We start from the raw sequence: 13,366 nt of genomic DNA on the forward strand, positions 1-13,366 counted from the left end.
GGAGTAGGTGGGCGACGCGGGGTCCACATCCACCGTCGCCAGATAGTCGGGCGCCTGGATGCCGGTGCCACCATAGAGCGCCACGGTGTACAACACCGTTTCGCGCTCAGCCTGCATCGCCTCTTGCGGCGAGGCATAGCCCGGCCCGCAGCAGGAGTCCGTTTCATGAGTTCCTTGTTGTGCGTAAGACATATTTGCTCCCTTTCTTCTCTTTATTTATGAGGAGGCAAAACGTGCATACAAGACTTACCTTCCCATGTCTTGCAAGAGGAGCGCCATCTCTTGCCCAAAAGGGCAAGACGAGCAGCGCCCACCATATTGCTCTTCCAAAAACCGATGAGGCGGAGTACAATGCTTGCACCCTCCTGCCTGTCGAAGAAAGGATAGCCGATGGACTCCTCTTCTTTTTCGCGCTCCAAGCGAGAACAAGCGACCGAGGAACCTTCGTTCCCAGTGGCCCATACGGCGATCACCATTGAAGATGGGTTTTGGGCGCCCCGCTTGCAAAACGTGCGTGAACGCAGCCTGCCTCTCATATACGAGCAATTCAAGCGGAACGGCCATCTGGCGGCCTTTCGAGGTGAGTGGACCCCTGGAAACATGCCGATTCCTTATGTCTTTTGGGAATCTGAGGTGACGAAATGGCTTGAGGCAGCCAGCTATACCCTTGCCAGCCATCCTGAACCCGCGCTCAGCGCGCTGGTGGAGGAGGTCATCGCATTAATTGCAGCTATGCAACAACCGGATGGTTATCTTAATGTCTGGTTTACGGCGGTGGAGCCAGAAAAACGCTGGACCAATCTGCGCGATTGGCACGAACTCTATTGCGCCGGACATCTCATCGAGGCTGCGGTCGCCCATTTCCAGGCAACCGGCAAACGCGACCTGCTGGACGTAGCCTGCCGCTATGCAGACTATATAAATACCGTGTTTGGCCGCGCAGAAAGGAAACGACGCGGGTATTGTGGACACCCAGAGATCGAACTGGCGCTCATCAAGCTGTATCGGGCAACCAAAGAACCACGCTATCTTTCCCTGGCTCACTATTTTGTTGAGGAACGCGGGCAGCAGCCATCTTACTTTGATGCAGAAGCGCGGGCGCGCGGAGAAGACCCTGCCGCTTATTGGGCGAAGACCTACGAGTACTGCCAATCTCATCTGCCGGTGCGCGCACAGGATAAGGTGGTTGGTCACGCCGTCCGGGCGATGTATCTCTATTGCGCCCTGGCTGATCTGGCACAAGAGTTACATGACGATTCTCTACTCCAGACCTGCCAGCGTCTTTGGCAGCATCTCACCTCGACGAGAATGTATCTGACGGGCGGCCTGGGATCTTCAGCGGATAACGAGGGACTCACAGCAGATTATGATCTACCCAATGCCGCCTATGCAGAAACCTGCGCTGCTATTGGGCTGGTACTCTGGAGCCATCGCATGCTCCTGCTCGATATGGATCGCCGCTATGCCGATGTGCTTGAGCAAGCCCTCTACAACGGCGTTTTGAGCGGCGTGGCGCTGGATGGCGCGTCGTTCTTTTACGAGAATCCGTTAGAGAGCCAGGGGAACCATCACCGACAGGAGTGGTATGAGTGCGCCTGCTGTCCTCCCAATGTCGCTCGCCTACTCGCGTCGCTGGGAGGCTATGCCTATAGCGTTACGGAGACCGATATTCTTGTTCACCTGTATATGCAAAGCACCAGCGCCATTCCCCTTGGCGACCAGCAGATCATTCTGCGGCAGGAAACCACCTACCCCTGGGACGGCGCCATCCGGCTTGGTTTGGAACTGGAGGAACCCAGGACGTTTGGGGTGCGTTTACGTATTCCTGGTTGGTGTACGAACGCGCATCTGAGCGTGAACGGCGAAGATATTCCTATCGAGCCATCGCTGCATAAAGGCTATGCGCGGATTGAGCGTCTCTGGCGCTCTGGCGACAGCATCCTCCTGCATCTAGAGATGCCCGTCGAGCGTATGCACCCTCACCCCGATGTGCGCGCCGCTGCCGGATACGTGGCGCTCCAACGGGGACCACTGGTCTATTGCCTGGAAACCGCTGATAACCCGCTCCCTCTCCACCGCATCCGATTACCAGAGACTACCGTGTTGGAGAGCCAGTTTGCTCCCACCATGTTAGGCGGTGTGACGCTCATTCGCGGAAATGCCATAGCCCTGGAGACAGGGGATTGGACAGACGCCTTGTATCGCGCGGCCCCTGCAAGGCGCTCCCCATATACACTTATCGCTATCCCTTACTACGCCTGGGACCATCGCCACCCTGGAGAGATGTGTGTCTGGATAGGGTCATCTCTCTGAGCGGCAGCGTGTACCTGAGAACGTCACTCGCCCATCCAGCCTCATATTCCTGCACTGGCTGCCGCCACGAGGAGACAGATATTTCATGGTATGCTGCTGGTGGATGGGAGAGATGCCCGTTGAAGGATATGCAAAGGAACTGGAACAACGCCTGCGCCAGCTCCTTCGGGGACGGCGATACGACCAGATGACAGCGTGACAAGAAAGGAAGCAGTATCAATGGAAGTTATCGTTGAAACCACTGCCGGAAAGCTCCGGGGCGCTACCGCCAACGCTATCCATAAGTTTGTCGGCATCCCCTACGGAGGCCCCACAGGCGGGCAGCATCGCTTTCGCCCGCCAACCAGGCCCGCACCCTGGGCCGGGGTGCGTGATGCGCTCCAGTATGGCAACAGAGCGCCCCAACCGGCAGACGGCATGGCGGGCCTGCGGGCGATCATCGGCGAGGCGCAGCCTGAACCAGACAGCGAGGATTGCCTCTTCCTCAATGTGTGGACACCCGCTGTAGACGATGGAGGCAAACGACCAGTGCTGTTCTGGTGTCATGGCGGCGCCTTTACGATGGGTTCGGGGTCGGCGCCCTTTTATCATGGAACCAATCTGGCGCGTCGGGGAGATGTCGTCGTGGTGACGGTGAACCACCGCCTGGGTCCGTTCGGCTACTGCTATCTAGGCGACCTGGCGGGCGAAGCCTATGCCGCATCGGGCAATGCGGGCATGCTTGACCTGGTGGCGGCGCTGGAGTGGGTGCGCGACAATATTGCCGCATTTGGTGGCGATCCTGGCAATGTCACCATCTTTGGCGAATCCGGCGGGGGAGCCAAGGTAAGTGTCCTGATGGCTATGCCTGCGGCAGCGGGCCTGTTTCACCGGGCCATCGTGCAAAGCGGTCCGGGGGTGCGGATGCTGCCGCGAGCAAAGGCGACGGAACAGGCTGAGAAGCTGCTGAAGAGCCTCGAAATCTCGGCAAGAGACGTAGACCGATTGAGTACGCTGCCAGCCGAGCAGATATTGGCAGCCAACGCCAGGGTCAATAGCAACCAGCTCCGAGGGTGGAGTCCGGTGGTTGATGGGCAGACGCTTCCCCAGCATCCTTTCGACCCTGCGGCGCCTGCGCTCTCGGCCCACATACCCCTCATCATCGGCACGAACAAGGACGAGGCGACGTTGTTCCTGCTGGCTGAAGCAGGGATCGACACGCTGGACGAGGCGGGGCTGCGCGCGCGGGTACAGCCCCTCGCCGGAGAGGCCACAACAGCCCTGATCGCAGCCTATCGTCATACCTACCCCCAGGCGTCCCCTGGCGATCTCTTCTCCTCTCTCATGAGTGATCGGATGATGCGCATGCACTCGATTACGCTGGCCGAACGCAAACACGCTCAGGGCGCGGCTCCGGTATGGATGTACCTGTTTACCTGGGAGACACCCGTGTTGAACGGCAGGTTGAAGTCGTGCCACGCGCTGGAAATCCCGTTCGTTTTCGATAATCTCAAGTACGGGATACGCTTCACCGGCGAAAGCCCTGAGCGCCTCGCGCTTGCGGAGAACATGAGTGAGGCGTGGCTCGCGTTCGCTCACTCTGGAGTTCCGGGCTATCGTGACCTGCCCACCTGGCCTGCCTATGACTCGGAGACGCGGGCGACGATGATCTTCGATCACGCCTGCCGTGTGGAAAACGATCCAGGTGGGGAACTACGGCGCGCCTGGAGCGGGATTCCGATTCCAAGTCTCAACGAGTGAGAGGAGCCTATGGTACTATATCGGCTGATCTGAGTCCAGCATCACTCTCCCAGGCAAGAGCAGACTAGCTGCACAAGAACGCATCAGAACACAAACGCGCCAGAACACAAAGGAGGCCACCATGCCAGGTCTACCTGGTCATCTCTTGCTGATAGGTCTCATCGGCTATATATGGGGGTCGATCCCCGCCGGGTATTGGATGGGGAAATTGCTCCGGGGCAAAGATTTTGACATTCGGGATCATGGCAGCCATAAAATTGGGGCGACCAACGTGCTGAGAACGCTTGGCCGCATCCCGGCCAGCATCGTCTTCATCTTCGATCTCACCAAAGGGATACTGCCGCCGGTTCTCGCCCTGGTCGTACCCTTCTTTTCGGGAGATGGTTGGGGACCGCCCCTCGCCGCATTCATGGCCCTGATCGGTCACTGTTTCCCTATTTTCATTGGATTCAAGGGAGGACGGGGCGTTTCAACCGGCGGAGGCGCATTGGTCGTTCTCTCATTACCCACCTTCTTCATCGCCGCCTTGACCACAGGCGCCACCGTTGCCATCTGGCGCTATGTTTCTCTTGGCTCGATTGTCGGCAGCCTCTCCACCATGATCTGCGGCATCATCTTTGGCTTCATCGGCTGGGCCGACCTGCCCACCACGCTCTATCTCGTCATCGGTCCTGCCATCGTGATCCTGCTGCACTACGACAATATTGGCCGATTACGGTCAGGGACCGAACCCAAGATCGGGCAAAAGGCGAAGAGTAAGCAGGCATCCTCCCCTTCAACCAACGCCTCGTCGAATTTGCCCGTCTGACACCATGCCCGCGCTCAGCCAGAAAGAGAGCTAGCTATGGCACACTATATACTCGCTTTAGACCAGGGTACGACCAGTTCGCGCGCCATCCTTTTCGATCAGAACGGGGCGCTTGTCAGTCTGGCTCAGCAAGAGTTTCCCCAGATTTACCCCGCGCCGGGCCTGGTCGAGCATGACCCGGAAGCGATCTGGTCAAGCCAGATCGCCGTTGCCCAGGAGGCCATGCGCAAAGCAGGCGCTGCTGCTGCCGATGTCGCCGCCATTGGGATTACGAATCAACGCGAAACAGCCATTGTCTGGGAGAAAGCGAGCGGAAAGCCTGTCTTCAATGCCATCGTCTGGCAAAGTCGCCTGACAGCCCCTATTTGCGACGCCTTGAAGGCGAAAGGGTTCGACCAGGAAATCCGCGCTCGCACCGGCCTGGTGACGGATGCCTATTTCTCTGGCACAAAGGTCAAGTGGATTCTTGATAACATCCCCGGCGTGCGCGAAAAGGCCGCGCGCGGCGAAGTGCTGTTTGGCAACGTGGATACTTTCCTGATCTGGCGTCTGACGAAGGGGCGCGTCCATATCACCGATTATTCCAACGCTTCGCGGACCCTGCTGTTCAATATCTCTACTGGCGAGTGGGATGACGTAATCCTCAACGAATTAGGCGTCCCGCGCGCCATGCTGCCCAGGGTCATGCCCTCCAGCGGTCTCTATGGCGAGACAGACCCGGAGTTCTTCGGCGGACCCATCCAGATCGCTGGGGCTGCCGGAGACCAACAAGCCGCAACCTTCGGCCAGGCGTGTTTTGAAACTGGCATGGCGAAAAACACCTATGGCACTGGCTGCTTCATGCTCATGAATACTGGCAGCAAGGCTGTGCCATCGCAAAACGGCTTGCTTACGACTATTGGCTGGGGTATGGGCGATCCAACCAGGGCGCAGCTTACCTATGCGCTGGAAGGCAGCATCTTTGTAACCGGCGCGGCTGTGCAGTGGCTGCGCGACGGTCTTGGCATCATTAAAAACAGCAGTGACGTGGAGAGCCTGGCCGCATCCGTTCCCGATAATGGCGGCGTCTATCTGGCGCCAGCCTTTGTCGGCCTGGGCGCGCCCTACTGGGACGCCTACGCGCGCGGCGTCATCATCGGCCTGACACGCGGGTCTACCGCCGCTCATATCGCTCGCGCAACGCTGGAGTCCATCGCCTATCAGACTCGTGATGTCTTAGAGGCGATGAGCGCCGATAGCAGCGTGCAGGTCAAAACGCTGCGCGTGGATGGCGGCGCAGTAGTGAATACTCTGCTGATGCAGTTCCAGGCGGATATTCTCGGCGTGCCGGTACAGCGCCCCAGGGTCGCCGAGACCACCGCGCTGGGCGCGGCCTATCTTGCTGGCATTGCCACTGGTTTCTGGAGTGGCCCGCAAGAAGTCGCCAGGCAGTGGGCAGTGGATCGCACGTTTGAGCCACGCATGAGCGCCGATCAGCGCGACACGCTCTATGCCGGTTGGAAGCGGGCTGTTGAGCGTTCCCTCAAGTGGGAGCAAGCCTAGCATTCCCCAACAACGCTCTATCGCCTCTTCACCCAGGGCTTCTGAGAGATCAACCTCTCCTGGTACGTGGCTTGCAGGAGTATCGCTTGGCGCTTAAGAAAAAGTCGAGAATGCCATGACATACTCCTCTCCCAACCTATCCAATACCAAAGTGCCAGGTCAGATTCTCTCCGGGGGGCGTCCAGGGCAGCTTCAGCGTCTCTGGCATGACCCGTTGCTGATCGGCGTCATGCTCTTCATCGTCGCGCTGCTGAGCTTTCAACTCGCCGTGACCCTGCTTCACCCGACCTGGAGCAGCCCGGAAACAGACTGGCTGCGGGCAGCCCTGGCATGGCCGGAGCTAGCCGTCTTGCTGCTCGTCAGTATATGGGCCGCCGATAACCACCACCCGGAAGCACGCACCTGGTGGATACTCAGCGTGGCGCTGCTCTCCTATACGGTGGCGCGCACCCTCTGGTCAATAGAAGATCAGATTCTCTTCCCCAACCACGCGCCCTTCCCTTCATTTCCCGACCCTTTCTTTATGCTCCAGTACCCCTTCTTTTTTCTGGCGGTCATCTTGATTCCGAGCGGGCGGCCCTGGGGGTCCAGAGTGAAACTCATTCTGGATGGCTTGCTGATCATGTGTTCCGTCACAGCCCTCTCCTGGTATTTCCTCCTGGCGCCGCTCTACTTGCAAAGTCAGGTATCATCGCTTGGCAGATTTATCAACCTCTACTATCCGACGGCGGATCTGGTGATCCTCTTCGGGCTGACATTCACACTCTTCTATCATCAGTGCAGGATGGACCGCATCGTTCTGGCGCTGCTGATCGCCGCCATCCTCTGCCTGATCACTGCCGATTCCTGGGTCGCCTGGCTCATCGCCACGATAGGCTTCACTGCGGGTACCCCCCCTGATCTCTTCTGGATGGCCTTCTACCTGATGGTACCGTTGGCGGCGCTGGTCTGGCTGAGGCGCAGCCAGCGTGGGCCTCCCCCACCGAGAGAGCAGAGGCCGATGCTCAACAATCCCCCTCTTCAGCAGGAAGACCTGAAAGAAACGGTGCGGTTCCTTTTCCCGTTTGTGGCCGCCCTGCTCGCCAGCGCAGCGATTGCTATGCGGGCCATTCTCTCGCCGGTTCAGCCCCTGCAACCTATGGCGCCTATCCTGGTGATTTTGGGGCTGGGGCTGCTGGTCATTGTGCGCCAGGGGATCACCCTTCTGGAAAATGCCCAGGCGCGGCGCGAGCGCGCCGAGGCGCAGGCCAACGAACTGGCAATGCGCGAGACCAATCGGCAGATGGAAACCTTCCTGGGCATGGCGAGCCATGAACTCAAGACGCCGCTGACCTCGATTATCATGGGCCTCCAACTGGTCCAGCGCCGCATGCAGCCCACAGCGCCCTCTTCAGCAACCCCTGGCGCCACCGGTGGCGTCCGGTCTCTGACTTCGCAGGGCGCGCTGGAGAAGACCCTGCACCAGGCACATCGCATGGATCGCCTGGTAAACGATCTGCTCGATACCTCGCGTATTCAGGGTGGACGCCTGGAACTTGCCTTCACTTTCACCGATCTGACGGCGCTGCTCTCGGCAACGGTTGAAGAGCAGCGCCAGGCGTCCCCGCAGCGAACGATCCTCCTGACCACGCCCGATCAGCCCGTCCTGGTCTATGCCGATGCGGAACGCCTTGGGCAAGTGGTGACGAACTACCTGACCAATGCGCTCAAATACTCGGATGAAGCGTCCCCGGTAGAGGTGAGCCTCCAGATAGAGCAAGCGCAGGCGCTCGTCCAGGTGCGCGATCAAGGGCCGGGCATTCCTCACGCGGAGCAGCCCCACCTTTGGGAGCGATTTCATCGGGTGCCGGGGATCGAATTGCAGAGCGGGTCGGGAGTCGGATTGGGTATAGGACTCTACATCAGCAAGACCATCATCGAACACCACCAGGGGCAGGTCGGGCTGGAAAGCGCCCCTGGAGAGGGGTCCACCTTCTGGTTTACCCTCCCGCTGGCGAAGCCAGGCCAGGCCAGCGAATGATCGCCAGGCCGGATATGAGATCAGTGTGAGGCTGTTCCTGCTTTACGCCCGCCTGCTCCTGCGCGGCAATCTTCACAGCGCCCAAAGAGTTCGATTGAATGGCCCTCCAGGGCAAAGTTCGTCTTGCTGGCAATCGCGGCAAAGACCGCGCTCGGAAGGCACGTCTCTACTTCGATGACTCGATGGCAGGCGGTACAGGTGATATGGTGATGATGGCTGCCCCCGCAGACCCGATAGCGGTGCGTCCCATCGGCAAACTCCACGCGATCCAACAGGCCCTGGCTCAGCAGCACTTCCACAGTGCGATAGACGGTTGCGCGCCCCAGGCGGGGATCAACCTGTTTTAACTCGTGCCAGAGTTCATCCGTGCTAAAATCCGTCGCGCTCGCTGCCAGCGCAGCTAAACGCTCGGCCAGCAGGCGACGAGGCCGCGTGTTGCGCAAGCCCATCTCCTCGAAAGCCATCAGAATCGTCTCTATCGTGACCGCCACTTGACACACCTCGTTTTCTGCCTGCATGTTCGCTTCGTGTGCCAAGAACACAGGAGCAAAGCTATTATAACAGATACGCGCTGCGGAGCCGAAGCCCTGACCGCTTTCTTTCCTTCAATCTGCATTTGAGACACTATCTCATTGACAAGCATCAAAAAATCTGCTATGCTCTTTTTGTTTCTGATACATTGTATCATACATGTGATGCCGTTCCTATGCTTGCCAATAGGGGTTCTACCAAAAAGTGGGGGCCACTTGTAGCGCCGCCTCCCTTCGGGAAGGGCCGCTTGACCGCGCTGGGCGCGGCCATTCTCGCTCGGCTGCGCCTCGCTCGCGCGTCCCTTCCAGGCGGCCAACGCTGCGCCCTGGCGAGCGTTCGCCTCCAGGCCACGGCGCCAGCAGGCCAACGTTGGCCGCCGAGACGGCGGCGCTACCAGCGGCAACCCCCGATCATTGGTGGAACCGCCAATAGGTGGAGATAGCCTATGTCTCACCCCCACGTTCCTGATGCTGGCGCGCGCGCCCTGCTGTCTCCTGGGCTGCGCCAGGTCTCTCAATCGGGGGGAGGCATGCTGGCGAGTCTGCTGGCCCTCTCGACGCTGCTCTTGATCCTGACCGGCTGTGGCATACCAACGGCAAACGGCGCCAGTGATGGCAAGATACAGATAGTCGCTGCCGAAAATGTCTGGGGCAGCATCGCTGCCCAGATCGGCGGCGTCCACGCCAAAGTCAACAGCATCATTGTCAACCCGAATACCGACCCCCACGATTACGAGGCTACCCCCGCTGACGCCCGCGCCATCGCCAGCGCAGGCTACGTGATCTTCAACGGGGTCGGCTATGATCCCTGGGTCCGCCAGCAGCTTGACGCCAATCCGGTCAGCGGACGCCGCGAACTGGATGTTGGGAAGTTCCTGGGCAAACAGGGAGGCGATAATCCACATTTTTGGTACAATCCTGACTATGTGACGCGGATAGCCGACCAGATTACCAGTGACCTCAAACGCCTGGACGCGGCTGATGCGTCCTATTTCGATCAGCAGAACCAGCAGTTCCTGACGACAGGACTCCAGAGCTATCATGACCTCATCACCATGATCAAGCAGAAGTATCAGGGGACGCCTGTGGGGGCCACCGAAAGCCTCTTCATGTATCTGGCGTCAGCCCTGGGGCTGAACCTGATTTCGCCCCCAGGGTTTATGAAAGCCATCTCGGAAGGGATCGAACCGACAGCCGCAGACAAAGTAACCTTCGATCAGCAGATCACGCAGAAGCAGATCAAGGTTCTGGTTTATAATAAACAGAATGCTACCCCGGACACAGAAGCTCTCAAGGCGAAGGCACAGCAGACGGGCATTCCTATTGTGGCAATGACCGAAACCCTGGACCCAGGCTCCGCCAGCTTCCAGGGATGGCAATCGGCCCAGCTTCAGGCTCTTGAGCAGGCGCTGGCCCAGGCCACCGGCATGTAGCCTGCAATCAACGGGGCGCGGCCTGCCTTTTTGTTCTGGCAGATGCCAGAGACACATCGCTCCCAATACCTATCTCCTATAAGAGGACCGTTCATGACACGCATCGCAACCGGCGCAGATTCAGCGCCCTCAGACTCTTCCGACCCCTGGGCGCTCTGCCAGCGGGCTGCCGACCCCACTTCAGAGCGCGAGGTCGTCATAGCCGCCGAGCGCGCCGGGGTCCGACTGGGCGGGCGCGCCATCTGGCGCGAGATGACCTTCGAGGTTCGCTCAGGTGAATGTATTGCCGTTCTCGGTCCCAATGGGGCGGGTAAATCCACATTGCTCAAAGCCTTGTCAGGGCTGGTCCCGCTCAGCGAAGGCGAAGTACGCGTGCTGGGAACGCCCACGCGCCGAGGCAATGCTCAGATTGGCTATCTTCCCCAGCGCCACAGTTTTGACGCGGATGTGCGCGTGCGCGGGCGCGACGTGGTGCGCCTCGGCCTGGATGGGCGGCGTTGGGGGATTCCCCTGCCAGGGCTGCGGCGTCTCTGGGGCGGCGACAAATGCGCCCGCCAGGCAGCGGCGCGAGTCGAAGAGGTTATCGAACTGGTAGGCGCGAGCAGCTACGCCAATCGGCCTATTGGCGAACTCTCCGGCGGTGAGCAGCAGCGGCTGCTGATCGCTCAGGCGCTTGTAAACCGGCCACGTCTGCTGCTACTGGATGAACCGCTCGAAAGCCTGGACCTGAACAACCAGCAGATCGTCGCCGCGCTGATTCGGCGCGTCAGCCAGGACCAGCAAGTAGCAGTGCTGCTCGTGGCCCACGATGTCAATCCCATCCTACCCTATCTGGATCGGGTCATCTATATCGGGCGCGGCCAGACCGCCATCGGCGCGCCGCAGGAGGTCATCACCTCCGAGACGCTCTCGCGGCTCTATGACGCCCCTATCGAAGTACTGCGGACCAGAGACGGGCGCGTGGTGGTTGTCGGGCAGCCAGAGGAGGTCAGCTATCGTGTTCATCGCCCTCGCTGATGATGTCCGGCTCTCCTGGGATTTGCTGGCCGATCTGCAACAGCTCTTTACTTACCACTTCATGCAAAACGCCTTCCTGGCGGGGACGCTGGTGGCTATCGTGGCCGGAGCCGTCGGGTATTTCATGACGCTGCGCAGCCAGAGCTTTGCTGGTCATACGCTGGCCCAGGTGGGCTTTCCGGGCGCGCTGGGGGCGGCGCTGCTGGGCCTGTCGCCGGTTGTTGGGCTGCTGGCCTTTGGCCTGGGCGCGGCGCTCTTGATCGGCGCACTCAGCGCCCGCGAGGTCAAGGGCCAGGATAGCGCCGTCGGCATCGTCCTCGCCTTCAGCCTGGGGCTGGGGCTGCTCTTCGTGCGCCTCTCCCACGCCAACAATACGACGGGCATCTACTCGCTCCTCTTTGGCGCGGCGCTGGGTGTCAGTGACCGCGATCTCGGCCCCATCGCCCTGACCACCCTGGCAACCCTGGTGACGCTGGTGGTCATTGCCCGCCCGCTCTTTTTTGCCTCCCTCGATCCCGAAGTCGCGGCGGCTCAAGGCGTGCCGGTGCGCCTCCTCTCCATACTCTTTCTATCGCTGCTGGCCTTTGCCGTCGCCGAAGCGGTTCAGGTCGTCGGCGTCCTGCTGATCTTTGCCCTGCTGGTGACGCCTGCCGCCATTGCCCAGCAGATCACCGCCCGCCCCGCGCTTTCCATCGGGCTATCAGTCGTCCTGGCGCTCCTCTTCACGTGGAGCGGGCTGGCTATCGGCTATTTCACCCCTTACCCGATTGGCTTCTTCATTACCAGCTTTGCTTTTGGCGCTTACGCGCTGGTCCGGCTGGCGCGCGCCTGGCATCGCTGGCTCGCGCAGCACAAGCAGGCCGCGCAGAAGGGGGACATGGCATGAGAGAGAAAGCTGGCGCGGCGTTGCTCTCGGTCATCCCGCCCTTCTCCCCTAACCTCATTGCGGATGCCCAGGAAATGTTCCAGCATGATTTTATGCGCTACGCCTTCCTGGCGGGAACGGCTATTGCCCTGGCTGCCGGGCTGGTCAGCTACTTCGTCATCATGCGTCATCAGGTCTTTGCAGGCGATGCACTCTCCCATGTCGCCTTTGCGGGCGCGCTGGGCGCTGCCGTCCTGGGCGTCAACTTGCTCCTGGGCCTCTTCGGCGTTGTCATCGCAGCCGCGCTTGGGATTGGCCTGCTGGGGGAGCGCGCGCGGGCGCGCGATGTCGCCATTGGCACAGTCCTGGCCTGGGTACTGGGGATAGGCGTCCTCTTCTTAAGCATCTATACCTCGACGGCCAGCGGCTCCAACGGCTCTGTCGGGATCAACGTCCTCTTCGGAACGATCTTTGGTCTCACCAATCAACAGGCCAGCATAGCAGCCTGGGTTGGCATCGGAGCTATACTGGCCCTGCTGGTGATCGCGCGCCCGCTGCTCTTTGCTTCGCTCGATCCCGATGCAGCAGCGGCGCGCGGGGTACCCACACGCCTGCTGGGGCTGGCCTTTCTGGCGCTCTTGGGAGCTACCGTTGCTGAGGCTGTTCAGGCCGTTGGCGTCTTGCTGATCTTCTCCCTCCTGGTCGCGCCGGGGGCCATCGCCCAGCGGCTCCTCACGCGCCCCTTCGCCGCGCTGGCCCTCTCGGCGGCGCTGGCGCTGGCCTTCACCTGGGCTGGCCTGACTATCGCCTTCTATACCTCCTATCCCGTCAGCTTCCTCATCAGCGCGCTCGCTTTCTTCACCTATCTGCTGGTCCTGCTGGCGCAGCGCGTTCGCGCATTCTGGACACGCCGCCTGAACCCCACGCTCACCGCTGGCAGAGGTCGGGGAGGCTGATGAATAGCAGCGGGCGGTTAAAACCGCGCCTGCGGGCGTTTGCCTGTACCGCCGCCGTCCCTGGCGGCGAGACGCTGCGCCAATGCGGGCGGGTTCCCAGCAGACGGGTTTGGTGGCGTAGCCCCTAGACGTGGTTTTAACC

The 13,366-nt window shown here is 60.5% G+C and carries 11 protein-coding genes; 9 read left to right on the top strand and 2 right to left on the bottom strand.

All coding sequences use genetic code 11. The annotated features are described in order from the left end of the window. A partial coding sequence (locus VH599_17305; GenBank protein HEY7350079.1) for a selenium-binding protein SBP56-related protein occupies positions 1–192 on the bottom strand: 192 nt, incomplete at its 3' end. 198 nt (positions 193–390) lie between these two features. On the opposite strand from VH599_17305, the gene VH599_17310 reads away from it, so the two are divergent. From VH599_17310 to VH599_17330, 5 genes are all read left to right on the top strand, one after another. After that, on the top strand, positions 391–2,313 hold the full coding sequence (locus VH599_17310; GenBank protein HEY7350080.1) for a beta-L-arabinofuranosidase domain-containing protein: 1,923 nt from the start codon (positions 391–393) through the stop codon (positions 2,311–2,313). A gap of 219 nt (positions 2,314–2,532) precedes the next feature. Then, on the top strand, positions 2,533–4,053 hold the full coding sequence (locus VH599_17315) for a carboxylesterase/lipase family protein (protein ID HEY7350081.1): 1,521 nt from the start codon (positions 2,533–2,535) through the stop codon (positions 4,051–4,053). Between the two features lie 121 nt (positions 4,054–4,174). After that, on the top strand, positions 4,175–4,861 hold the full coding sequence (gene plsY, locus VH599_17320) for a glycerol-3-phosphate 1-O-acyltransferase PlsY (protein ID HEY7350082.1): 687 nt from the start codon (positions 4,175–4,177) through the stop codon (positions 4,859–4,861). A gap of 36 nt (positions 4,862–4,897) precedes the next feature. Beyond that, positions 4,898–6,403, top strand: a complete 1,506-nt coding sequence (glpK, locus tag VH599_17325) for a glycerol kinase GlpK (protein HEY7350083.1) — start codon at positions 4,898–4,900, stop codon at positions 6,401–6,403. Between the two features lie 115 nt (positions 6,404–6,518). Continuing rightward, the gene (locus tag VH599_17330) at positions 6,519–8,423 is read left to right on the top strand and encodes a HAMP domain-containing sensor histidine kinase (protein ID HEY7350084.1); all 1,905 of its coding nucleotides are present in this window, start codon (positions 6,519–6,521) and stop codon (positions 8,421–8,423) included. 20 nt (positions 8,424–8,443) lie between these two features. Here VH599_17330 and VH599_17335 read toward each other — a convergent pair whose 3' ends face one another. After that, complete coding sequence (locus tag VH599_17335) at positions 8,444–8,941, bottom strand: transcriptional repressor (protein HEY7350085.1); 498 nt, start codon at positions 8,939–8,941, stop codon at positions 8,444–8,446. A 458-nt stretch (positions 8,942–9,399) separates the two neighbouring features. On the opposite strand from VH599_17335, the gene VH599_17340 reads away from it, so the two are divergent. The 4 genes from VH599_17340 to VH599_17355 all read left to right on the top strand — a co-directional run bounded on the left by VH599_17340 (position 9,400) and on the right by VH599_17355 (position 13,224). Beyond that, positions 9,400–10,386: a zinc ABC transporter substrate-binding protein gene (locus VH599_17340; GenBank protein HEY7350086.1), complete on the top strand. Its 987-nt coding sequence runs from the start codon at positions 9,400–9,402 to the stop codon at positions 10,384–10,386. Between the two features lie 93 nt (positions 10,387–10,479). Continuing rightward, a complete protein-coding gene (locus VH599_17345) occupies positions 10,480–11,403 on the top strand; it encodes a metal ABC transporter ATP-binding protein (GenBank protein ID HEY7350087.1) in 924 nt (307 codons plus the stop codon). Then, on the top strand, positions 11,384–12,289 hold the full coding sequence (locus VH599_17350) for a metal ABC transporter permease (GenBank protein ID HEY7350088.1): 906 nt from the start codon (positions 11,384–11,386) through the stop codon (positions 12,287–12,289). Before VH599_17345 ends, VH599_17350 begins: the two co-directional genes overlap by 20 nt. Then, complete coding sequence (locus tag VH599_17355; protein HEY7350089.1) at positions 12,286–13,224, top strand: metal ABC transporter permease; 939 nt, start codon at positions 12,286–12,288, stop codon at positions 13,222–13,224. Before VH599_17350 ends, VH599_17355 begins: the two co-directional genes overlap by 4 nt. The last annotated feature ends 142 nt before the right edge of the window (positions 13,225–13,366 follow it).

The sequence above is a fragment of the Ktedonobacterales bacterium genome (genome assembly GCA_036557285.1).
GTDB lineage: Bacteria > Chloroflexota > Ktedonobacteria > Ktedonobacterales > DATBGS01 > DATBHW01.

Coding starts and splice junctions, on each gene's coding strand:
- VH599_17340 (HEY7350086.1), top strand. CDS start 9,400: ATGTCTCACCCCCACGTTCCTGATGCTGGCGCGCGCGCCCTGCTGTCT.
- VH599_17355 (HEY7350089.1), top strand. CDS start 12,286: ATGAGAGAGAAAGCTGGCGCGGCGTTGCTCTCGGTCATCCCGCCCTTC.
- VH599_17345 (HEY7350087.1), top strand. CDS start 10,480: ATGACACGCATCGCAACCGGCGCAGATTCAGCGCCCTCAGACTCTTCC.
- plsY (HEY7350082.1), top strand. CDS start 4,175: ATGCCAGGTCTACCTGGTCATCTCTTGCTGATAGGTCTCATCGGCTAT.
- VH599_17335 (HEY7350085.1), bottom strand. CDS start 8,941: ATGCAGGCAGAAAACGAGGTGTGTCAAGTGGCGGTCACGATAGAGACG.
- VH599_17310 (HEY7350080.1), top strand. CDS start 391: ATGGACTCCTCTTCTTTTTCGCGCTCCAAGCGAGAACAAGCGACCGAG.
- VH599_17315 (HEY7350081.1), top strand. CDS start 2,533: ATGGAAGTTATCGTTGAAACCACTGCCGGAAAGCTCCGGGGCGCTACC.
- VH599_17330 (HEY7350084.1), top strand. CDS start 6,519: ATGACATACTCCTCTCCCAACCTATCCAATACCAAAGTGCCAGGTCAG.
- glpK (HEY7350083.1), top strand. CDS start 4,898: ATGGCACACTATATACTCGCTTTAGACCAGGGTACGACCAGTTCGCGC.